Source organism: Enterococcus sp. 5H (genome assembly GCF_028128615.1).
GTDB lineage: Bacteria > Bacillota > Bacilli > Lactobacillales > Enterococcaceae > Enterococcus_L.
Genome location: NZ_AMDP01000021.1, coordinates 1 through 23,097 on the forward strand (window position 1 = coordinate 1; position 23,097 = coordinate 23,097).

Annotated in this window: 20 protein-coding genes, 2 tRNA genes and 2 other annotated features; of the genes, 16 read left to right on the forward strand and 6 right to left on the reverse strand. The window is 34.4% G+C overall.

Features of this window, described 5'->3' with window-relative positions; translation table 11 throughout:
* Positions 1 to 109: 109 nt before the first annotated feature.
* From glmM to glmS, 6 genes are all read left to right on the forward strand, one after another.
* Positions 110 to 1,465 carry a phosphoglucosamine mutase gene (gene glmM, locus C240_RS08210; protein WP_271494223.1) on the forward strand — a complete coding sequence of 452 codons (1,356 nt, stop codon included), beginning with the start codon at positions 110 to 112 and terminating at the stop codon, positions 1,463 to 1,465.
* 220 nt (positions 1,466 to 1,685) lie between these two features.
* The gene (locus C240_RS08215) at positions 1,686 to 2,543 is read left to right on the forward strand and encodes an SAM hydrolase/SAM-dependent halogenase family protein (RefSeq protein ID WP_271494226.1); all 858 of its coding nucleotides are present in this window, start codon (positions 1,686 to 1,688) and stop codon (positions 2,541 to 2,543) included.
* Between the two features lie 11 nt (positions 2,544 to 2,554).
* A complete protein-coding gene (locus tag C240_RS08220; RefSeq protein ID WP_271494229.1) occupies positions 2,555 to 3,106 on the forward strand; it encodes an ECF-type riboflavin transporter substrate-binding protein in 552 nt (183 codons plus the stop codon).
* A gap of 109 nt (positions 3,107 to 3,215) precedes the next feature.
* Positions 3,216 to 4,925 carry an ABC transporter ATP-binding protein gene (locus C240_RS08225; RefSeq protein ID WP_271494232.1) on the forward strand — a complete coding sequence of 570 codons (1,710 nt, stop codon included), beginning with the start codon at positions 3,216 to 3,218 and terminating at the stop codon, positions 4,923 to 4,925.
* The gene (locus C240_RS08230) at positions 4,922 to 5,755 is read left to right on the forward strand and encodes an energy-coupling factor transporter transmembrane component T family protein (RefSeq protein WP_271494235.1); all 834 of its coding nucleotides are present in this window, start codon (positions 4,922 to 4,924) and stop codon (positions 5,753 to 5,755) included. Before C240_RS08225 ends, C240_RS08230 begins: the two co-directional genes overlap by 4 nt.
* 474 nt (positions 5,756 to 6,229) lie before the next feature.
* Positions 6,230 to 8,041 carry a glutamine--fructose-6-phosphate transaminase (isomerizing) gene (glmS, locus tag C240_RS08235; RefSeq protein ID WP_271494238.1) on the forward strand — a complete coding sequence of 604 codons (1,812 nt, stop codon included), beginning with the start codon at positions 6,230 to 6,232 and terminating at the stop codon, positions 8,039 to 8,041.
* Between the two features lie 78 nt (positions 8,042 to 8,119).
* On the opposite strand, the gene C240_RS08240 is transcribed toward glmS, so the two are convergent.
* Complete coding sequence (locus C240_RS08240) at positions 8,120 to 9,622, reverse strand: sensor histidine kinase (protein ID WP_271494241.1); 1,503 nt, start codon at positions 9,620 to 9,622, stop codon at positions 8,120 to 8,122.
* Positions 9,619 to 10,311: a response regulator transcription factor gene (locus tag C240_RS08245; RefSeq protein ID WP_271494244.1), complete on the reverse strand. Its 693-nt coding sequence runs from the start codon at positions 10,309 to 10,311 to the stop codon at positions 9,619 to 9,621. Before C240_RS08245 ends, C240_RS08240 begins: the two co-directional genes overlap by 4 nt.
* Positions 10,312 to 10,432: 121 nt before the next feature.
* Between C240_RS08245 and C240_RS08250 the strand changes: the two genes are divergently transcribed.
* Complete coding sequence (locus C240_RS08250; RefSeq protein ID WP_271494247.1) at positions 10,433 to 10,684, forward strand: hypothetical protein; 252 nt, start codon at positions 10,433 to 10,435, stop codon at positions 10,682 to 10,684.
* 374 nt (positions 10,685 to 11,058) lie between these two features.
* On the opposite strand, the gene C240_RS08255 is transcribed toward C240_RS08250, so the two are convergent.
* The gene (locus tag C240_RS08255) at positions 11,059 to 11,955 is read right to left on the reverse strand and encodes a C40 family peptidase (protein ID WP_271494249.1); all 897 of its coding nucleotides are present in this window, start codon (positions 11,953 to 11,955) and stop codon (positions 11,059 to 11,061) included.
* Positions 11,956 to 12,353: 398 nt separating this feature from the next.
* On the opposite strand from C240_RS08255, the gene C240_RS08260 reads away from it, so the two are divergent.
* The 3 genes from C240_RS08260 to C240_RS08270 all read left to right on the forward strand — a co-directional run bounded on the left by C240_RS08260 (position 12,354) and on the right by C240_RS08270 (position 15,086).
* Complete coding sequence (locus tag C240_RS08260) at positions 12,354 to 12,644, forward strand: hypothetical protein (protein WP_271494251.1); 291 nt, start codon at positions 12,354 to 12,356, stop codon at positions 12,642 to 12,644.
* A 116-nt stretch (positions 12,645 to 12,760) separates the two neighbouring features.
* Positions 12,761 to 13,738 (forward strand): hypothetical protein, encoded by a 978-nt coding sequence (locus C240_RS08265; RefSeq protein ID WP_271494253.1) that lies wholly within the window; start codon positions 12,761 to 12,763, stop codon positions 13,736 to 13,738.
* Between the two features lie 784 nt (positions 13,739 to 14,522).
* Positions 14,523 to 15,086, forward strand: a complete 564-nt coding sequence (locus tag C240_RS08270) for a hypothetical protein (protein ID WP_271494257.1) — start codon at positions 14,523 to 14,525, stop codon at positions 15,084 to 15,086.
* 216 nt (positions 15,087 to 15,302) lie between these two features.
* On the opposite strand, the gene C240_RS08275 is transcribed toward C240_RS08270, so the two are convergent.
* A tRNA-Arg gene (locus tag C240_RS08275) sits at positions 15,303 to 15,374 on the reverse strand.
* 59 nt (positions 15,375 to 15,433) lie between these two features.
* On the opposite strand from C240_RS08275, the gene rpoN reads away from it, so the two are divergent.
* Complete coding sequence (gene rpoN, locus C240_RS08280) at positions 15,434 to 16,756, forward strand: RNA polymerase factor sigma-54 (RefSeq protein ID WP_271494260.1); 1,323 nt, start codon at positions 15,434 to 15,436, stop codon at positions 16,754 to 16,756.
* A 204-nt stretch (positions 16,757 to 16,960) separates the two neighbouring features.
* On the opposite strand, the gene C240_RS08285 is transcribed toward rpoN, so the two are convergent.
* Together C240_RS08285 and C240_RS08290 are read right to left on the reverse strand one after the other, a co-directional pair.
* Positions 16,961 to 17,467 (reverse strand): GNAT family N-acetyltransferase, encoded by a 507-nt coding sequence (locus C240_RS08285; protein WP_271494263.1) that lies wholly within the window; start codon positions 17,465 to 17,467, stop codon positions 16,961 to 16,963.
* Between the two features lie 250 nt (positions 17,468 to 17,717).
* Positions 17,718 to 17,790: transfer RNA gene (locus C240_RS08290), tRNA-Thr, on the reverse strand.
* 185 nt (positions 17,791 to 17,975) lie between these two features.
* Between C240_RS08290 and C240_RS08295 the strand changes: the two genes are divergently transcribed.
* From C240_RS08295 to C240_RS08315, 5 genes are all read left to right on the forward strand, one after another.
* Positions 17,976 to 18,236, forward strand: coding sequence for a zinc-ribbon domain-containing protein (locus C240_RS08295; protein ID WP_271494266.1), 261 nt, complete (start codon positions 17,976 to 17,978; stop codon positions 18,234 to 18,236).
* A 67-nt stretch (positions 18,237 to 18,303) separates the two neighbouring features.
* Positions 18,304 to 18,536 (forward strand) — a binding site (T-box leader).
* Between the two features lie 62 nt (positions 18,537 to 18,598).
* Positions 18,599 to 18,850, forward strand: a binding site (T-box leader).
* 67 nt (positions 18,851 to 18,917) lie between these two features.
* Positions 18,918 to 19,988: a methionine ABC transporter ATP-binding protein gene (locus tag C240_RS08300; RefSeq protein ID WP_271494270.1), complete on the forward strand. Its 1,071-nt coding sequence runs from the start codon at positions 18,918 to 18,920 to the stop codon at positions 19,986 to 19,988.
* 28 nt (positions 19,989 to 20,016) lie between these two features.
* A complete protein-coding gene (locus tag C240_RS08305) occupies positions 20,017 to 20,697 on the forward strand; it encodes a methionine ABC transporter permease (protein ID WP_271494537.1) in 681 nt (226 codons plus the stop codon).
* A 27-nt stretch (positions 20,698 to 20,724) separates the two neighbouring features.
* On the forward strand, positions 20,725 to 21,558 hold the full coding sequence (locus C240_RS08310; protein WP_271494273.1) for a MetQ/NlpA family ABC transporter substrate-binding protein: 834 nt from the start codon (positions 20,725 to 20,727) through the stop codon (positions 21,556 to 21,558).
* Between the two features lie 15 nt (positions 21,559 to 21,573).
* Positions 21,574 to 22,767: an amidohydrolase gene (locus tag C240_RS08315; protein ID WP_271494276.1), complete on the forward strand. Its 1,194-nt coding sequence runs from the start codon at positions 21,574 to 21,576 to the stop codon at positions 22,765 to 22,767.
* Positions 22,768 to 23,097 lie beyond the last annotated feature (330 nt).

Consider the following 23,097-nt stretch of genomic DNA (forward strand, 5'->3'; position numbering starts at 1 on the left):
AAATAGGGGACATCGGACCTATAAGTAGAAGGAGAGCCGCTATTCAAGGAAGCTGAAAGCAGACGTAGAAATAGGGGACATCGGACCTATAAGTAGAAGGAGAGTCATAATGGGTAAATATTTTGGAACAGATGGTGTCAGAGGAATTGCAAATAAGGAATTGACACCTGAATTAGCATTTAAATTGGGACGTTATGGCGGGTATGTATTGAGTCAGCACGAAGATTCAACTCGTCGTCCACGAGTTTTAGTAGGACGAGATACAAGGATTTCTGGACAATTACTTGAACAAGCATTGATTTCAGGATTACTATCTGTGGGTATTGAAGTCTTTCAACTGGGGGTAATTTCAACGCCTGGTGTTGCTTATTTAACTAGACTACAAAAAGCTTCGGCGGGTGTTATGATTTCAGCGTCTCATAACCCAGCAGAGGATAATGGAATTAAATTCTTTGGTTCAGATGGTTTTAAATTAGTTGATGACCAAGAATTAGAAATTGAAGCGTTATTAGATGCAGCAGAAGATAACTTACCACGACCGTCAGCAGAAGGTTTGGGAACTTTAGATGAGTTTCCAGAAGGTTTGTTAAAATATTCTCAATTTTTAGTGCAAACAATTCCAGGAGATTTATCAGGCTTGACGGTTTGTATAGATGCGGCAAATGGTGCAACAGCAACTTCTGTTAATCGCTTATTTGCGGATCTAGAAACAGATTTCTTTACGATGGGAACTAATCCAAATGGTTTAAATATCAATGATGGTGTTGGATCAACACACCCGGAAAAACTTGCAGAAATGGTAGTTGAAAAAGGTGCTGATGTAGGACTAGCTTTTGATGGAGATGGCGATCGTATTATTGCGGTAGACGAGCTTGGTAATATTGTTGATGGCGATAAAATCATGTATATCTGCGCTAAATACTTAGCTGAAAAAAATCGGTTGAAAAAAGATACAATAGTAACGACTGTTATGAGTAATTTAGGCTTCCGTAAAGCTGTGGAAGCAGCAGGCCTTAAAGACGTTATTACTCAAGTTGGAGATCGTTATGTTGTAGAAGAAATGCGTAAAAATGATTATAATTTTGGTGGAGAACAATCTGGTCATATGATCTTTTTAGATTATAATACAACAGGTGATGGTATGTTATCAGGTATTCAGCTACTTAATGTAGTGAAACAAACAGGTAAAAAATTATCTGAATTAGCTGCTGAATTAACAGTATATCCGCAAAAATTAGTAAATATCCGTGTAACAGATAAACATGGCGCAATGGATGTTCCAGCAATCAAGTCGATTGTCGAGGAAATGGAAACAGAAATGAATGGTGATGGTCGTATCTTAGTTCGACCTTCCGGAACTGAACCATTGCTAAGAGTGATGGCAGAAGCACCTACACAAGAAAAAGTTGATTATTATGTAGATAAAATTGCTGATGTAGTCAAAGCTGAAATTGGTGTGATTTAGAAATATTATTAAGCTATAACCCGTAATGCGTAAAAAGCAGCGGGTTATTTTTATTTACGAATATGTATTAGTTTTCATTGTTATTTGTTCGATAATTACATTGACAGAATGAAAAGAAAAGGGTACGATATTTGAGAATTAATAAGGTAGTTAGTTGATAAATTATTTTATTTTTTCAGAAAATTCAAAACATTTAAAAGTGGAGGAGAGGAGTTTCTAGATGGGAAAGTATTTGGTTTTGCAAACAGATTTTGGGTTAGGTGATGGAGCGGTTAGCGCAATGTATGGTGTAGCCCATATGGTAAGTGACGAAGTGGTTATTGAAGATTTGACTCATGAGATTCCTCCCTATGATATTTGGGCGGCTTCGTATCGTTTGTATCAGACAGTAAAATATTGGCCTAAAGGAACTGTGTTTGTTTCAGTAGTTGACCCTGGCGTTGGGAGTGCTAGACGAAGTATTGTTGCTAAGACAAAATCTGGACATTACATTATTACACCAGATAATGGTTCGTTGACTCATGTTTTACATTATCAAGGAATCGAAGAAATACGAACAATAGATGAAGTGAAAAGCCGATTACCTCATTCTGAAGAAAGTCATACATTCCATGGTCGGGATATTTATGCATACAATGGTGCGCGATTAGCAAGTGATGAAATTTCTTTTGAAGAATTAGGAAAAATTGTCTCTGAAGAATCTGTTGAAATATTACCTTTGATTGAGGCGAAACAGGAACACCATGTTTTGAAAGGCAGTATTGATGTATTGGATATACGATTTGGCTCATTGTGGACAAATATTCCACTTGCTTTTTTGCAAGAAGAAGCAATCAATCATGGCGATCAATTACAAGTAACAATTTATCATCAAGGGAAAAAAGTTTACCAAAATATTATGAGATTTGCTAAATCATTTGCGGATGTTAATATTGGAGAACCATTGGTATATGTGAATTCATTGGTGAATATTGGGGTAGCAGTCAATCAAGATTCTTTTTCGAAATTATATCATATTGGAACAGGAACAGATTGGACAATTCAGCTAAGAAAAGCACCAAAAATTATTTTTGAATAGGGGCAGATAAAATGAAAAAAGATTTTTCAGTAAAAACAATTGTAGCAATTGGTATTGGTTCAGCAGTTTTTGTGATTTTGGGACGTTTTGTAGTTATTCCAACAGGATTTCCTAATACTAATTTAGAAACGGCGTATCCTTTTCTTGCTTTAATATCAGCTATTTTTGGACCAGTTGCAGGTGGCTTAATCGGCTTGATTGGTCATACATTAAAAGATTTTACAACATATGGCAGTGCATGGTGGAGTTGGATTGTTTGTTCTGGTATCATAGGAGTGGTCTATGGTTTAGCTGGTCGAAAAATGGATCTTCAGCATGGTGAATTTACTAAAAAAGACATTATTCGTTTTAATATTTATCAAGTCATCGGTAATGCTGTTGTTTGGGGCTTAATCGCTCCAACCTTGGACGTGTTAATTTATAGTGAACCAGCAAGTAAAGTATATACACAAGGCGTTATTGCGGTTGTGTTAAATATTATTTCTGTCGGTGTCATTGGGACGTTATTGATGGCTGCTTATGCTGCAACTCGAACAAAAAAAGGTAGCTTAACAAAAGATTAAACAGTTTTATCAAAACATAGAACGTATAAAGGACGAGGAGAAGCCTGTCTAGTAAGAATTTTAAGGCTTGTCCTGGTCTGTTTTACATAGAAATAAAGGAGCGACAAAAATGAAAAAACCACTAATTCGTTTTAATAATTTTACATTTCAATATCACAGTCAGGCTGAACCTACGTTGTATAATATTGATTTGACTATCTATGAAGGGGAAAAAATTTTGATTGTTGGACCAAGTGGAAGTGGGAAATCTACATTTGCTCAGTGTATCAATGGTTTAATTCCATATAGTTATGAAGGGGAAATCTCTGGTAACGTCACTATTGGAGAGAAAGATTTAGTTGACACTAGTCTATTTGAACTTTCCTTTGACGTTGGGACTGTACTGCAAGATACAGATGGTCAATTTATTGGCTTAACCGTAGGAGAAGATATTGCTTTTGCTCTGGAAAATGATGAAATTCCGCAAGAAAAAATGAAGCAGGAAGTAAAATCATGGGCTGAATTAGTGGAGTTAAATGAGTTTTTACATCATCGTCCTCAAGATTTATCCGGTGGTCAAAAGCAGCGTGTTTCAATGGCTGGTGTTTTAATTGATGAGTCGCCCATTTTATTATTTGATGAACCATTAGCTAATTTAGATCCTTTAGCGGGAAAAGAGACAATTGCTTTGATTGACGATATTCACAAAAAAACAGAAACAACAATTTTAATTATTGAACATCGTTTAGAGGATGTTTTGTATCGGTCAGTGGATCGGGTCATAGTCTTTAATGAAGGTCGGGTGGTAGCTGATCTACCTGCGAATGAGCTATTAAAAACGAATATATTAACGGAGCAAGGAATTCGAGAGCCCTTATATATTACAGCGATGAAGTACGCGGATGTTAATTTAGATAAAGTTGAGCATTTAGCTGACATAAAGAACGTACGCGGAACAAATCTGAAAGAAAAAATGGAGCAATGGTTAAAAAAACAAGATCAGCATATAAAATCTACGTCACGGTCATCACTTTTAGAATTAAAAAATGTGACGTATCAGTATAGAAAAAATGACCGATTGGTATTAAACGACGTATCTGTTTCCTTTAGTCGTGGAGAAATGATCAGCATTGTTGGAAAAAATGGTGCAGGGAAATCAACTCTTAGCAAGGCAATCTGTGGATTTATTACACCTCAGTCAGGGGAAATGATTTGGGAAGAAGCAGATTTAAGTCGTTTTTCAATTAAAGAGAGAGCAGATAAAATTGGTTTTGTCATGCAAAATCCTAATCAAATGATTTCTAAAAAAATGATTTTTGATGAAGTAGCTTTAGGTTTAATTTTAAGAGGTTTGCCAGAAGTAGAAATCAAAGAACGGGTGGAGAAAGTTTTGAAAATCTGTGGACTTTATTCGTTTCGTAATTGGCCGATTTCTGCATTGAGTTTTGGTCAAAAGAAACGAGTGACCATTGCGTCTATTTTAGTTTTAGAACCTGAGATGATTATTTTAGATGAACCAACTGCTGGACAAGATTTTAAGCATTATACGGAGATGATGAGCTTTTTAAAGGATTTAAATAATCTGGGTGTAACAATTGCGATGATTACTCATGATATGTACCTGATGCTTGAATATACTGACCGAGCATTAGTTTTACTTGACGGCAAGATAGTTGCAGATACGACTCCTGTGAATGTTTTGACTGATACTCAATTAGTAGATCAAGCTTCTTTGAAAGAAACAAGTTTATTTACATTTGCTAAACATTTAGGGTTGGAAGATCCATTTCAATTTACAGAATATTTTATGTGTTACGATCAGGAGGTGCGTTTGAAATGAATGAGCATCAAATGTTAGGCTATATTCCTGATAATACGGTTATCCACAAATTAAATGGAACAGCCAAATTAGTTTTTTTGATTTTATTATCAATTGCTTGTATGACCACGTATGACACGCGATTTTTAATTGGAATGACGATTTTTTCTTTGATTTTATTTAAACTGTCAAATATAAAATGGCATCAGATTTCTTTTGTAGTGAAATTTATTTTTGTTTTTTCGTTGCTGAATATTATTGCTGTTTATATTTTTTCTCCCGAGTATGGTGTTGAATTGTATCAATCCAGAACGGTGATCTGGGAAGGGTTTGGTCGGTTTACCTTAACGCAAGAGCAGTTATTTTATGAATTTAATTTAGTTTTAAAATACTTTTGTACGATACCGTTAGTGTTGATTTTCCTACTAACAACAAATCCAAGCGAGTTTGCATCCAGTTTAAATCGAATTGGTGTTAGTTATAAAATTAGTTATGCTGTAGCACTAGCAATTCGTTATATTCCGGATATACAAGAAGACTTTATTAATATTTCCTTAGCTCAACAAGCACGTGGTTTTGAAATGTCGAAAAAAGGAAAACTTTTACAGCGTTTAAAAGGGACTGCTCAAATTGTTTTTCCGTTGATTTTTTCTAGCTTAGATCGGATTGAAACTGTAAGCACAGCGATGGAATTACGACGTTTTGGTGAGAAGAAAAAGCGGACATGGTATGCACAGCAACCGTTTCAGATCTATGATTGGCTAGTTATGGGATTAGCAGTTGTTTTAACAATTATTAGTTTTATGTTGTTCAAAGTGAATGGTGGAAGATTTTATAATCCGTTTTCTTAATAGCAGATTTAAGGAGTTTACTAGTAATTAGTAGGCTCTTTTTGTTTTTTTATCCTGTTTTTAGACTATACCAATTTTCGTATTACATAAAGTTATTGACAGGAGTGTTCGTTATGGTATATGATTATTGCAGTTTCTGTTAACGAATATAAAAGGAGGATCGTATAGACCATTTCAGGGATAGCGCCAGGCCTGTGTTTTCAGGTGACGAGGAAAGAGCTTATCGAAAGATTCGGCGGATAGCTCTAGGGACTGCACTCTAAAAGTTGGAAGAAAAAATAATTGTGAGATTATAACAGAAAAACAACTAAGCAGAATAGAAACGAAATTTAAACGGATAGAAAATATATGAATGATAATTAAACTGTTAATGGATGATTTTAACAGGAATTCATCTCAAGAAACTTTTTAAATTTGTCATCATATTATTTTTGACCCATCACTCAAGACAATCGGAAGGCAGGAAATCATTATATGTGTGGAATCGTAGGAATTATTGGAAAAAATAACGCAACAGAAATTTTAGTCCAAGGATTAGAAAAGTTGGAGTACCGAGGTTATGACTCAGCAGGAATTTTTGTAACAGGAAATGATAATCAAGATTATTTAGTTAAATCATTAGGAAGAATTGCGGATCTACAGTCGCAAATTAGTCCAGAAGTACAAGGAACTGTTGGAATTGGACATACACGCTGGGCAACTCATGGTAAGCCAAGTGAACGTAATGCTCATCCGCATACATCAAGCAATCAACGATTTATTCTAGTCCACAACGGCGTTATTGAAAACTTTGAAGAATTAAAACAGGAATTTCTTCAAGGAAAACAATTGAATGGCGAAACAGATACTGAGATTGTTGTACATCTGGTTGAACATTTTGCAGCGGAAGGCTTATCGACGAAGGAAGCTTTTAAAAAAACTTTAGCAGTAATTAATGGTTCATATGCATTTGCTTTAATTGATAAAAGAGATGCAGAAACAATATATGTAGCAAAAAACAAAAGCCCGTTACTAATTGGTTTAGGTGAAGATTTCAATGTTATTTGTAGTGATGCAATGGCAATGTTGTCTGAAACAAATCATTTTGTAGAAATCGCTGATGGTGAAATGGTTACCGTTAAAGCTGATGGAATCACAATTGAAGACCCCAAAGGCAATACCGTTTACCGTGAATCATATGAAGCTCAATTAGATTTAAGCGATATTGAAAAAGGAACCTATCCTTATTATATGTTAAAGGAAATCGACGATCAGCCAACAGTGATGCGTAGAATTATTCAAGCTTATACGAACAGTCAAGGCGATACCATAATCAATAATGAAATTGTAGAACAGATAACAGCTAGTGATCGTATTTATATCATTGCTTGCGGTACTAGCTATAATGCTGGTTGGGTTGGCAAAACGCTGCTTGAGCGAATGACAAATATCCCGGTAGAAGTTCATCTTTCAAGTGAATTTGGCTATAATATGCCATTGCTTTCTGAAAAACCGTTCTTCATTTTCTTAAGCCAAAGTGGTGAAACAGCTGACAGCCGTCAAGTTTTGGTTCAAACGAACGAACTTGGATTACCTTCACTGACGCTAACAAATGTTTCAGGCTCTACGTTGTCCAGAGAAGCAGATTATACTTTATTACTGCATGCTGGACCAGAAATTGCTGTCGCATCAACTAAAGCCTATACCGCCCAAATTGCTGTTTTAGCAGTACTTGCGAAAGCAATCGGGGACAATAAGAAAAATCCTGTTTCACTTGATTTTGATATTGCTCATGAATTAAGCGTGATTGCAGCGATTATGGCGACGATAATTGATGAAAAAATGGTCATTAGTCAATTGGTGGAAGATTATTTATCTGATACTAGAAATGCCTTTTATATTGGCCGAGGCGTTGATTATTATGTATCAATGGAAGCTGCCTTGAAACTGAAAGAAATTTCCTATATTCAGGCTGAAGGCTTTGCAGCTGGAGAATTAAAACATGGTACAATTGCTTTGATTGAAGAAGGAACACCAGTTTTTGGTGTGATTACTGATAAAAAAACAGCAGCTCATACTCGTGGAAATTTAAAAGAAGTGGAAAGTCGTGGTGCACATAATTTTGTAATTGCCTTAGCATCACTAGCAAAAGAAACCGATCAGATTGTAATACCAGATGTTCATCCACTTTTAACACCGTTAGTCAGTGTTGTTCCAACACAGTTGATTGCTTATTTTGCAACCTTGCAAAGAGGCTATGATGTGGATAAACCTCGTAATCTAGCCAAAAGTGTTACTGTTGAATAAAATTGAGTAATCAATAGATAAAAGGAACTCTTTAAAAGTTGTTTTAACTACTGACAATTTTCTAAGAGTTCCTTTTATCTATTGATTATTCAATTTTATTTTGACATAAAAAATAGTGCCTGTTTCTTTGTTACTGGTGACACTCAAATCGAAGTGATGTCTATCAGTAATTTCTTTGGCAATCGCTAAACCTAAACCAGTGCCATCTGTCGGGACATCAGAATCAGCTTGGTGAAAACGTTGGAAAATATTTTTTTGCTCTTTAGGTGAAATATAAGAATCAAAATTTTGTACGCTAATAATTATATGATCTGCTTTTTGGTTAGCTTGCACGACTACTTGACTTTGATTAGGTGAAAACTTGAGGGCATTTTCAATCAAGATTACAAACAATTGGCGAATTCTACCGTAATCACCAGTAATAATTATAGGTTCAGTTATGAGATTTTCAAGAAGTAATTCTTGATTTTTAGTAGATGCTGTTACTCGTAAACTTCTTAAGCTGTCCGATAAAATATCATTGAGATTCACTGGCTCCATCGTGATGGTGAATTCCGGATTTTCTAATCGAGATAATTCTAGTAAATCATTGATTAAGCGCTCTAAAACGATTGATTCAGCTAATAGTTGCTGATGGTATTGTTCCACTTTTTCCGGTTGTTTAATCAAGCCATCACTTAAGGATTCCAGTGATCCGCGTATAACAGTAACTGGCGTACGTAATTCATGGGAAATGGTTGATAAGAAATTTTTTTGAGCTTGTTCACGGTTTTCTCGTTGAAATTTTGCTTCAGCAAGACGATCTTTTAAAACAGTCAATTTTTTTCCTAACTGGCCAATTTCATCCTTTGTAGCAATATCTAATGAATTATTATAATTTTCAACGACTAATTCTTCAGTGAAGGTACTCATTTGATTGATTGGTGCAATGAATTTTTTCGATAGCAAAATAGAAAGAAGCAATCCGATAATCCAAGCAATTAAAATACTAATGAAAAGCAGTAAGTATCCTTGGTTTTCGTTTTTATGAACACTGGAAATGGCTGAATGCAGTAGGACAACCGCTAATACTTCGCCACTATCATTGGTTATTGGAGCGCCAACAGTAACAGTTGGTTCGCCAATCACATTACTAAAAGCATCGCTGGTTGCTGTTTTCCCGGTATAAACCTTTTTAATCACATCACGTGCATTGGTGGGTAATTCGTTATACTCGGTGCTGTGCATCCCGTGGCCAACTGTAATTGTATTGGCATTTTCGTCAACAATCCAAATATCATCCAGCGCTAATTGATCCATAAATTGAATAAAAGCAGAATATCCCATCCACATCTTCATTGAAGAATTTGACCCCATCATTCCGTGCATGGAAGAGGAACTTTCTGTAGTAGTTTCTTGTTCTGCAAAATAATCATCCAAGGTATTTGCAATAACAACCGCCCGACGTGTCATTTCTTCTGTATGAATGGTGATTGTCTGTCTAGAGAACAAAATACTAAATGCTACACCAATAACTATTGAAAAAAGTAACAGCGTTAGCGAAAAATACAAAACAAGTTTTCTAGTTAGTTTATTTTTCATTTGCGCCCCTCAAATTTGTAGCCTTGACCCCAAACAGTCGCAATTTCCCAATTTGTGTGATTAACTTCATCTAACTTTGCCCGCAAGCGTTTAATATGGGTATCAACTGTCCGAGCATCGCCAAAATAGTCAATTCCCCACAAACTATCTAATAAATTATCTCTAGAAAACACCTTTTCCCGATTTGATAGTAATAGCCAAAGTAATTCTAATTCTCTTTTGGTTAAACAGATTTCTTGTTCATCAATGGTTACTCTTTTCTCTTCCAAGTAAACAATTAAATTATCATAAGTTAACCGAACTATTGTATGTTGGTTTTCTTCAGTTCGTTCAATTCGTCTTAAAATAGCTCGTATTCGAGCCATGACTTCGTTCGGAGAAAATGGTTTTACAATATAGTCATCGGCGCCAATATCTAACCCCATAATCCGATGATAATCTTCTCCTTTTGCAGTAACCATAATAATTGGAACATTGGATATTTCCCTAATCATTTTACAAACACCAAAGCCGTCAAGTTTTGGCAGCATGACATCTAATAAAACGACTTCAATAGGTTGTTTAGAAAATAGTTCTAGTGCTGTTTCACCATCTGAAGCAATAAATGGATTCCAGCCTTCTTTTAGGGCATATTCTTTTAAAACCTCTGTAATTTGTAGGTGATCATCTACAATCAAAATATTTTTCATGGTATTTCCTCCCAGTTTCTGTCTTTATTATAATCAAGAATGATTAGAAAAGGGAAAGTTTTTTTGACACATATTCGACACAATTGCTTGTTATGCTTAAATAAAATAAGGAGGGATAAAAATGAATAAAAAAGTAATGAGTGGACTAATTGTAACGCTATTTGTGGGTATATTTGGATTGGTGATGTTTACTGAAGCAGTGGAGGACAACGTTGTTGGTCATAAGATGGGAAGACAGAGACTACATCATAATGAAATTGTAAGAGATAGATCAAGTAATCGAGAATTGAACAGGCGTAGAAATAGACAAATGAGCGGTAATAACAGTCATTTGGATAATAGAAGGCACGCTTGTAGAGACGATCAGTATTAACTATGTAAAAAAATAAAAAAAATTCCCCCATCGCAGGATGGAGGGAACACAAATCAAATTACACACAAGACTAAAATAGCATACTTTCTCATAATTCTCAACGATTTGTACATATCCATAAAAAAATGAGAATAAATTTAGTGTTAAATCATCAGTGATTAAAACAAATTGTTTTTTTGTCACAGAATCAGTAAAATAATTTGTTTAAATGATGAACAGTACAAGGCACAGTGTGGGGCTTGCTTCTTTTAAAAATTCTAAGAATTGAGGGCTTCGACAATTTCCTAAAACCCGCACAATGCATTTTTATTGCATTGTGCGGGTTTTAGGAAATTGCTCAAGTCTAAACAACTTTTGTCATAACCTCATGAAACTTATAATACTCGGACAGCAAAATCAGGAGAGTAAGACGCAACAGTCGCAATTTGGACTACATCGCCAGGAACTGGTGCATGAATATATGAACCATCACCAGTTGAAATTCCAACATGATACGTTCCGCCATGACTACCCCAAAATACAAGATCACCAGCTTGAGCTTCTGCAACTGAAATGGTTGTTCCAGCTGATTCTTGGTTAATTGTTGTACGACCTACGGGATGCCCGATAGCTGCAAATGCTACTTGAACTAATCCAGAACAGTCAAATGAGTCAGGACCTGCTGCGCCATAAACATATGGATTTCCTAAATGTGTTTTTGCAGCAGCCACAACAGCAGAACGTGTATCCATTTGTTTTGTTTGTTCAGATTTTTGTTGTTTTGCTTCTGCTATTTTTTCAGATAATTGCACTTCTTCTTGTTGAAGTGATTTTTGATTTGTTGAAATTTCAGTTGTTTCTTCTAATAATGAACGATGTTGTTGCTTTAAATCCGTTAATTTTTCTTTTATATCAGTAATAGGATTACTTGATTGTTGACTATTTGAAAGAGTAACTGGTAAACCAGATAAAAGACTTTCTGTAGTGTTGATATTTTTTTCAGAACGTTCACTAACTTTTCCAACTAAATCGAACTTTTCTAATTGTTCAAGACTTTGTTGGGTATCTTGAATTTCTTTGTTTAAATCAGTTAATGTAATGGTATTTTCATTTTTTTGTTCTGAATATTTCTGTTTTGTATCTTTTAATTGGGAAAGTTTTTGAGTAGATTCTGTGATGATCTTCTCTTGAGTATCGGCAGAAGTTGCAAATACTTGATCGGCTAGTAATAAACTGGCAGATAATGTTAAACAGCTAATCAATAATTTTGAAATAAATATATGTTTCTTCAAAAAAACGCTCCTTAGAAGTTAAAATTTTGTTTATTTGATCTTTTTTTTATGATTTATATTTTTAAACCAATTAGTATTAAAACATGTTAGCTACGAAAAGTCTGTAAAAGTAAGGTTAAATGTTTATTTCCAGTTTTACAAAAAACGATCTTTTATTTCATTTTTTCTGTTTTTTGTAATGTAAACGGTATTAGATTTCATTAGCAAATGTTTTTTGTTTTTTTAAGTCTTTTATTTTTTTCTATTTGTAAATAAAAACATTTTTATGAAAAGTAGAAAATAAAAGTTTTGTTAATTCGACTTACTTTATAATTTTAAGTATAATAAAAAACGATTTTAGGTTATGATAATATAGGAGTAGATTAATAAATATAATAAGTAGAAAGTGAGGCATTCGAATGGATAATCGAGTAGAGGTAATGACATTTTCGCAACTAAAAAAAATTGTCGAAGAGTTAGCAGAAATTGAAGCGGTGAATGATGAAACAAAAGTTTTTATAGACACTGGCTGGGATAGCGTACAAGAAGTTGAACCTAATGCGTTTCATGTGGAAAAAGTAACTGAATTTAAAGTTCAGGATGAATTAACAAAAGAATTTTATTATGGTTTTACTTTAGAAGAAAAAGCTGAAAAAATGCAGGCACAAGGTAAAGCAGAGACAGCTATTATTCTTCGAAATTTATATTAATCTAGCAGTTTTTAGTTCTTAGGTTTAAAGTAATATTGAATCCTTTTTGACGTATACACACTAGTTCCCTTGATTGACTATAAAGAACAATAAGGGAAATAATCATTAGAAAGGCGGTGTTTCTTTTGACAAATAAAATTCCATTTCCAAAGAATTATGAACGATTTATTGAATTGGCACAAGAAGAGCTGCAAAAAAATCAACTAACTAAGGCTGTAGAATTTTTTGAGCAAGCTTACGCAATTCAACAAAATTTTTCCTTAAACCATTTACTAGTCAGTACGTATTTAGAAATTGATGAAAATGAGCAAGCATTGTCTTTAGCTTCAGAAATGAAAGAGAGCTATTTTGCTTCCTTGGATTATTTAGAGCTTTATATTCAGCTATTAATTAAAAACCATCTGTTTATCCAAGCGCATAGCATTATTAACGAGCGGATTTTGTTGGAACGAAGTGGCGAATTGCGAAAACTAATTTCATTAAAGAAGAAAATTAGACACGTAGAATTAATGTATCGCCAATTTGAAGTTAGAAAAATTGTTGAATTAGAAGAAGAGCTAAGCCACTTGTGTGAACACAATTATTACGAGCAGTTAGCTATTGTTAAAAAGGCTGGACAATTACCGCAAGATGAATTTATGTCGGTGAGCAAAAAGATTTTGCTGGATAATCAGGTGCACAATTTAGTGAGATCCTGGGTCTTAGAAGAATTGGCCAATTTACATGTAAAAGTAGAAATTGAGTTTTTATGGCGAGATAATCAAATACATACAATAGTTCCAGCAGTAGTAGGGACTCCCGTAGATAGTGCAGCTTATCAAAGAATGTTACTGTTTTTGGAAAAGGAATTGATTAATGATGATCCTATTTTATTGGTAGAAATTATAGAAGAAATACGTTTGCATTCTGCTGTCCTGTATCCTTTAGCGGATGAAATTATAGATAATCCTAAAATGTGGGCGATCAGCTATATTACTACCTATAATGAATCTTTTGCAAAAAAATACCATTTAGAAGAAAATGAGCCTGAACTGAAGAAGATTCAGAAACTTCAAAATGAGATTCGTTCTGAATTAGAAATGATGTTTATATGAGAGAAAGAGTAAGGGGAAATAAGCCCTTTACTCTTTTTTTGTAGAATGACACTATTGTTTTAGAATTTATTTTTTAGCTGTACCTTTCATAAGTAGTAGTACTAGAAAAGAGAGTATAAAATATAAAAGAATGATTCCTTGGATAATAGTAATAATCAAAAATAATAGTTGATAATCAATTTCATTTGAATAATCTAAGTACCGATAAAATATAATTTCTGTAGAAACTAAAAGAAGTGATAGGACTAATAAACGTGAATGACGTGGGCTCAATACAATCAACTACCCCTCAAATTCAGATTTTTTTCTAGAAGTATATAATAACATAAAAGTGCTTTTTTTAATTATCATTTTTTATGATGGAATCTAAGATATCTGAGAAAATATAGTAATTGACGAGATGATATAGAGGATTAGTTTATTTTGATGGTAAACTAATGATATATTTATCGTATGATATAGATGATAAATAGAGAGTTATTTTAAATGGAATTAAATTATTGTTATTGCTTAATTGATAGGTTCTTTATCTAGTTTTTTATTTAACGTCGATTTAAAAATCGTTTTTTTATTTTTTCGTAATTATATTTAATAAAAACTATCTGTAATTACATTTTATTTAATTAAAGAAATTCAGCATGTAGGTTGATAAAAAATCTAATAATATATTTTTACTGATTAAGAAAAGTTAAATAACATATATTTTCTATTAATTTCACTGGATGAGATGAAATATAACAGAAATTTTCGATATACTATTTTCAGAAAGAAGGAGGAGATTTAAATGTTTAAAAAATTACTTGTTCCAATTATTTTTCTAGGGATTTTGTCTGGATGCACTTCAACAGCTCAGTCATCTGAAGACAATAACGCTTCAAACGAACACTCACCCCCAGTTCAAGCTATCACACAAGAAGAAGTTGAAGAGGCACAAGATAGTTGGGCGCAAGGCTTGATTAGTATTGGGGAGTCAGAAAATCCGGAGCAGCGAGCCTCGGAAGTAATTGATGAACTATATAATTATGACGAAGGTACAGTATTATTTAAACCGACAAAAGCTTCTGAAATTCCGTTTAGGGCAACAAAAGAAGAGGCACTTTCTTATTTTGTGGGCGGAGCGATCCAAGAAGATGACGGATTTGCTTTAGAACCTTGGACAAAAATCAGGTTTGATAACCATAATTTTATTTTAAGGGATAATACTGCTTCAGTTGCGGGCGTTTACTATTTTACTTCTAAAGAAACTGAGGAAGAAACCAAAGTAGAGTATACATTTGGCTATACAAGGGCTGAGGACGGGAAATTAAAGATTGACATTCATCACTCTAGCTTACCATATGAAACCTAATAACTAGCAAAACAAGCGATGCGCCGGTCCTAGTGGATCGGTGTTTTTTATATACAAAAAAAATCACTTAAAATAAGTGAGGCGGTAATATTTTAAGTAACAATAAGCTGTAATCTATTCGGGAAAATAAATTTATCTTCAATATGAATTTATGCTATAATCGTCTATAGGCTGATATATCAACAATAATCACGATAAAAGCACAATGAAACGTAACGCGCCCTGAGGGAATCGAACCCCCGTCTCAAGAACCGGAATCTTACGTGATATCCACTACACTAAGGGCGCAAGCACGAATATTAGTTTAGCTGATAATGACATAAAATACAAGGGGGAGGACAAAAAAAATGAAATTTGAGCAACATTTATCTCAACAGCAAAAACAAGTTCAAAAACTGGCCATGACCCAACAATTACAACAGTCAATTCAGATCCTTCAATACAATTCAGAAGAACTTTACGCATACATAGAAGCCAAATCGTTAGAAAACCCACTTATCGATATTCAAAGTGAAACAACCTACAGTGAATACCCAACAATGGGTAGCCAAACATATACAAATGATTCAAATAATTACTTGAACCAGATTCCAGATAATCATACGTCACTTTTTGAATACTTGATTGATCAGATTCATTTAAATTATCGAGATACATATCTACGAACATTAGTGCTATTCTTAGTAGAATATATTGATTTAAATGGCTACTTGACGATTGATCTTGAGGAAGCTACGGAAAAAACTGGTGCAAAATCAATTCAAATGCTGGATGCGTTAATCTTGATTCAGCAATTAGATCCGGCTGGTGTTGGTGCAAGAGGTTTAAAAGAATGCTTACTTTTGCAAATTGAGCGGGATGATACAGCGCCAGACTTGGCATATATTGTGATTGAAGAGGAATTTGATCATTTAGCCAATCGCAAATGGACGTTGATTGCCAAAAAATTTGAGGTAGAACTTTCAGAAATTCAGGCGATTTTTGATTATATTCAAACTTTGTCACCAGCTCCAGGCAGTATTTTTGAGTCTACTACAGGGCTATATATCCGACCTGATTTAACATTACGTATAAAAGAAAATCAATTGATTGTTGTATCTAATAAAACAGGTACTCCGAAGATTCAATTTCAACAAGCTTACTTTGAGCGGATGGAAGCCACGGATGATAAAGAAGTTCAAGCATACATTAAGGAAAAGAAAAATGAATTTGAGTGGTTGGAAAAAACGATTGTCCAGCGTGGAGATACTATTCTACGAGTTGGAACGGAAATTGTTCAACGTCAACAAGAGTTCTTTTTTAAAGATGATCGTCCACTAAAACCCATGACTTTAAGAGAAATTGCTGAAACGCTGGATATCCATGAATCCACAGTTAGTCGAGCCGTTAATGGTAAATATTTAGAAACAGAATTTGGCATTTTTGAACTGCGTTCGTTCTTTTCTTACGGACTTTCAAATGATAATACTGGAGAAGAAACTTCTACAGATAGTGTTAAAAAACAATTGAAAATGCTGGTTGATAATGAAAATAAAGCAAAACCGTTATCAGATCAAAAATTAGTGGATTTATTAAAAGAACAAAAGATTGAAATTTCCAGAAGGACGGTAACGAAATACCGAGAATCTTTAGGAATCCCAGCGTCATCTAAACGAAAGAGATATGATTAAAGAAAGTTGATAGAAAAGTAATCAGCTCCAAGAAGTAAGATGAAATCTACAAAAATTGCCAAGAATCATGATGAACTTATGAATGGCTGGTGATCGGGTCCTGCTTGGAACCTTTCAATTTTTTGTGAATTTCGATCTGTTTCTCGGAGCTGTTTTTGTTTCGCCGTGTATTCAGATTTAAAATGTCTGATAAAACCTTATAAACTAAAGTTGCCAAATTAAATGTTCTGAAGGTAATCCTTCTTCAATTCCTTGCCAAACAGAAACAAAATTATTCTTATTTAGTAATTGTTTAGACGCACTATTTTTAGGATCGATGATTGCAAAAACAGTATGCTTTGATAATAATTCTGAATTTTTAACTATCTGTAAGAGCTTCGAAGCAATTGCTGTTGCATATCCTTTTTGCCAATGGTCTGGTAAAAGCATGTAGCCAATTTCAATTCTGTTTTTATCATCCCAAGAAAGTTTACCAAATCCAATATAGGTTTCATTATCAAAAATTTTATAGTAACCAGTTTGATCACTATGGCTGTTATTATAGGTAAGAATTTTTTTGAAATTATCCTCAGCTTCGGCTGAGGTTTCAGCGATTTCTGTAATGTAACGCATTACACGAATATCTGTTGTTAATATTGAATAAAGTTGAAAATCGTTATTATTATAAAATTCAAATGTCAGGTTGGAATGGGAAGTATTTATTTTTTTCATTGATCAAATCACCTTTCTGCGTATTTATAATAGTTGGAGTAAAGTTTACTAGAGCTATAATTAATAGCTTGTTATTTTTAATCATTCCTAGACTGGTAAGAAATAAGTCTAAAAAACTAGACAGAGAATAGAACTCTTAGTACTGACAATATAGTACTTTAATTTGAAGTTTGTTGCATCGTGTGCCTGATAGTTAAATAAAAATACTGTACTCTCTTACAAATAAGAAGAATACAGTATTTTTATATTAAGCCACCTGCCGGGCTTGAACCGGCGACCCCCACCTTACCATGGTGGTGCTCTACCAGCTGAGCTAAGGCGGCAAAATAGATATTATAGATTACAGATTACCTTAGAAAGTGATGTTTGTCAATCAAATTATCAGCGCTCTTTATCAATGAAACGAGTAAATAAATTTTGTTATATAATTCCTATCAAAAAGTAGTTGTTGGTATTGACATACGTCAAAAAGAATTGATAGACTAGAACAAAAGGGGGAAGAAAAAATATGTTTATTGTTTGGGGAAGTGCTGGTTTTGAAAGAGATTTGGGGGATACGGTAATTCAATGTGATTGTAGCCATTGTAACAATGAAGTGGTTATACAAGGGAAGCTAATCGGAAGGAAGTTTACGTTATTTTGGATTCCATTGTTTACAACTTCATCTAGCCATTATTTGTTATGTCCGATTTGTGGCTACGGGAAAGAATTGTCTAAAAATGTTTTGGAGCAATATCTAGTTTGTTCAGATGATACCGTGGCTGAATAAAAATTAAAAAATGATTTGACATTGATTATATTATCCAGTAAAATACAAATCAAGTTAGAATTAAATAAATGTTCCGTTGAAGAGAAGAGTAAATTTGGACGTGCTTTACTAGAGAGTCTCAGTTGGTGAAAAGAGACAGGCGCAAAAGAATTGAAGATGGCCTCTGAGGATTTGCTGTTGATAGGTAAGCAGCAACGGGAAAGCGTCCGTTATCAATGCAGCGAGTTTTATAGACTCGATCTAAGAAAAGTAAGCAATTACTTTAAAACAAAGGTGGTACCGCGATTATTCGCCCTTTACTAGCAAAATGCTGGTAAAGGGCTTTTTTGTAATCTTACTACATGCCATGAAAAAATTGAATAAATAAAGCAATGAAATGGAAAGTACAGATGGAATTTTATCTAACAGAGAGCTTGGGTAGCTGAAAACAAGCGATAGATGAAATCTGGAAAATGGCCATTGAGCAGCGCTTCGAGTGAGTATTCATAAGACAGCGACGGACGCATCCGTTACCATGCTAGAGTATAATCAATGATTTATTGACGTACTTGATAAGGATATTTACGTGAGTAGGTATTAAAATAGAGGTGGTAACACGCAAAAGCGTCCTCAAATGTATAAGTAGATTATGCATTTGAGGATGCTTTTTCTTTTTATAAAAAAATTTCAGGAGGAGAAATCATGATTGAATTAAAAAATATAGATGTTACGTTTTATCAAAAGAAAAAACAAATTGATGCTGTAAAAGATGTGTCAATCACGATTGAAGAAAAAGATGTGTTTGGGATAGTTGGTTATTCAGGCGCTGGGAAAAGTACCTTGGTTCGTGTGATTAATTTGCTGCAACGTCCAACTGAAGGTCAAGTATTGATTAAAGGGAAAAATATTTTACGCTTTTCCCCCAAAGAGCTCCGTGGGCAACGCAAAAAAATTGGGATGATTTTTCAGCATTTTAACCTAATGAAAGAACGTACGATTTTCGGTAATATTGATTTTTCGCTTAAATATTCTGGGTTAACGAAAGAACAACGCAAAGAAAAAATAGATAAGTTACTAGAGCTAGTAGGATTATCTGACAAAAAAGAAGCGTATCCTAGCCAGTTATCCGGTGGTCAAAAACAACGAGTTGCGATTGCCAGAGCGTTAGCTAACGATCCCGAAATTTTACTTTGTGACGAAGCAACTAGTGCGTTAGATCCTAAAACAACCATTCAGATTTTGGACTTATTAAAAAAATTAAATAAAGAATTGGGTTTAACGATTGTGTTGATTACACACGAAATGCAGGTAGTAAAAGAAATTTGTAATAAAGTTGCTGTGATGGAAGCTGGGCGTGTGATTGAGCAAAACGATATTGTTTCGATTTTTAGCCAGCCTAAAGAAGCCTTGACGAAGGACTTTATCCGCACAGCAACACATATCGATCAAGCATTGGAAACAATTATTCAACATCCTAGCTTAACCGATTTAGGTGGAAATGAAGAGTTAGTGGAATTTTCTTATGTAGGAGAAAAAACGAGTGAGCCGTTGATTGCTCAGCTTTACAGCAAATATCATGTAGTGACCAATATTTTGTATGGTAATGTGGAAATTTTACAGCAAGTGCCGATTGGTAACTTAATTGTGATTCTTTCGGGAGAAGAAACACAACGAGCAAAAGCCTTAAACTTTTTACAAAAACAGGGAGTACAAGTCAAGGTTTTAAAAACAAATGACGAACAAAAAGCGATTATTCCACTACACGTGATTTAAATAATTCAGATTAAAGGAGTGAAAAATGATGCAGAATTTTTTACAAAACTATTTTCCAAACGTTATACAGCTCAAACAAGAATTTGTCGATAGTACGATTGAAACATTATATATGGTCTTTTGGACAGCAATTATCGCAGGTATTTTGGGTACATTATTAGGTGTCATTTTAGTTGCTACTGGTCCGGAAGGGATTTTGAAAAATAGCATAATCTACAGCATTTTGGAAAAGGTCATCAATGTTTGTAGATCCATCCCATTTATCATTATGCTGGCGTTAATTCAGCCAATCACTCGTTTTTTAACAGGAACAACGATTGGTACAACGGCTGCGCTAGTGCCGCTAGTGATAGGGGTAATTCCGTTTTTTGCCAGACAAATTGAAAATGCATTATTAGAAGTTGATCCTGGCGTTGTTGAAGCTGCAGAATCAATGGGCACTAGTCCATTAGGAATTATTTTTAGAGTTTACCTAATTGAAGGTTTACCGAGTATTATCCGCGTATCTTCAGTAACAATTATCAATTTAATAGGCTTAACTGCAATGGCTGGAGCAATTGGTGCTGGTGGTCTAGGAAACTTAGCCATCACGCGAGGCTATAATCGATTTCAAACAGATGTCACTTTAGTTGCGACATTGATTATTCTCGTTTTAGTATTTGCCAGCCAGTTTATCAGCAACACTTTAATCAAAAAAACATCACATTAAAAATAATAACAGAAAAGAGGAAATAGAATGAAGAAAGTCGTAAAAATTATTGGTTTAGCATTAGCAATTGGGGTTGTATTAGCAGGTTGTTCAGCAGGAAGTGCCAAAAGTGAAAAAAATGAAGTCGTAAAACTAGGCGTTGTTGGGGCAAATAATGAAGTCTTAGAATCAGTTAAGGAGCGTTTAAAAGGTGAAGGAATTGATCTTCTGCTAATCGAATTTTCTGACTATACACAACCAAATGCAGCATTAGCGGAAAAAGAAATTGATTTAAATTCATTCCAACATCAAATTTTCTTAGATAATTATAATCAAGAACATAAAACCGATTTAGTTTCAATTGGGAATACAGTCAGTGCACCTTTAGGAATTTACTCTTCAAAAATTAAAGATGTGAAAGAACTTAAAGACGGAGCTGAAATTGCGATTCCTAATGATGCGACAAATGGCGGACGTGCATTGTTGTTACTCCAAAGTGCCGGTTTAATTAAAGTTGATCCAGCTAAAAAACAAACGCCAACAGTCAGTGACATCACCGAGAATAAGTTAAACTTAAAAATAACAGAACTAGATGCTTCTCAAACAGCTAGAGCATTGCAAGACATCGATGCATCTGTGATTAATAGCGGAATGGCGGTTGATGCAGGTTTTGTACCAACGGAAGATGCTATTTTCTTAGAACCAGTGGATGAAACCTCAAAACCTTATGTGAACATTATCGTAGCGCGCAAAGAAGATGAAGATAATGAAACTTACAATAAAGTAGTAGATGCTTACCAACAAGAAGAAACCAAAAAAGTAATCGAAGAAACATCTAAAGGTTCAAGTATTCCAGCGTGGGAAACATTCGGGAGAAAATAAAAGGAGGAATTTTTAATGACAACAACGACAAAGCAATCAATTCAAGAAGAAATTCAACAAAATGCACAAGCGGTGATCGAGTTAAGACGTCATTTTCATCAATATCCAGAAGCAAGTTTGAAAGAATTTGAAACAATTAAAAAGATAAAAGAGGAACTAAATAAGTTAGATATTCCCTTTGAAGAAGTTGGTGAGACTGGCGTACTAGCAACTATTGAAGGCACAAAAGGGACTGGAAAAACGATTATTTTAAGAGCAGATATTGATGCTTTAGAATTAGAAGATGCGACAGGTAAATCGTATCAATCGAAAAATCCTGGTTTAAACCATGCTTGCGGCCATGATGGTCATGCAGCAGCTCTATTAGGTGCTGCTCAAGTTTTGAAAAATCATACGAGTGATTTTGTAGGAACGATCAAATTAGCTTTCCAACCAGCAGAAGAAATTGGTGCAGGTGCCCGTCAATTTGTGAACGGCGGTTTTGTTGAAAATATCGATCAAGTTTTCGGAATTCATTTAGATTCAAGTGTTCCCGTTGGCAAATTAGTAGCGACAAAAGGCCCAACTAATGCCTCTTGTGATATTTTTAAAATTGAAGTGGAAGGGTTAAGCAGTCATGTGGCACAGCCGGATGTTGGTCGTGATGCGTTATTATCAGCAGCTAGTATTGTTGTTGAATTACAAAAAATTGCTGCAAGAGAAGTGAGTCCGCTTGATCCGGTAGTAGTTGGGATTGGGGTTTTAGATGCCGGTACGCGGTATAATATTGTAGCAAATCATGCTGTTATTGAAGGCACCGTTCGTGCATTTAGCCATGAAACACGAGCATTTGTGTTAAAACGTGTAGAAGAAATTGCTAACCAAGTTGCTGAAGCACATCGGACAAAGGTTTCCTCTTTCCATATCCATGATGCAGCTGGTCCACTTATTAATGACGATACTGCAACAGAATTAGCTCAAAAAGTTGCTGCTCAAATTGTTGGTATTGAAAACGTAGTGACGGATCATACAAAGAGTTTAGGGGCAGATGATTTTGCCGATTTTCTAAGCAAAGCGCCTGGTGTTTACGGTCGTGTGGGTACACGAAATTTAGACAATCCGGAAACGCATTACGGACATCATCATGAAAAATTTGATATTGATGAAGCGGGTTTAGCATTGGCAACAGAATTTCATGTGAATTATGCGTTGGCATATTTGAATCAGTAAAAAATATGTGGTTTTCCTGTTAGTGTTTATTTGTGACTGTCGCTGTTGCTTATGAATTCAGCTATCTTGGTTCCATTTATTTAAATTCTATGTTAAACTACTTGCTGTAAAGAAAGGTGATCAAGAATGTTTGTTCTTTCAGATAAATTTGTAGTAAGAATCAGCTCCCAACAGTTAAATGTGATGAAGCATTGTTGCGGAGCCTAATAAAAAGAAGCTTCATCGTTTAAACGAATACTAAATTTTTTAGACTAACAAGATAGTCTTATTTAGTGTTGTTTTTGCGATGGATCATGATTTTTAAATAGCGCTGATTAAAGGACAACGTGT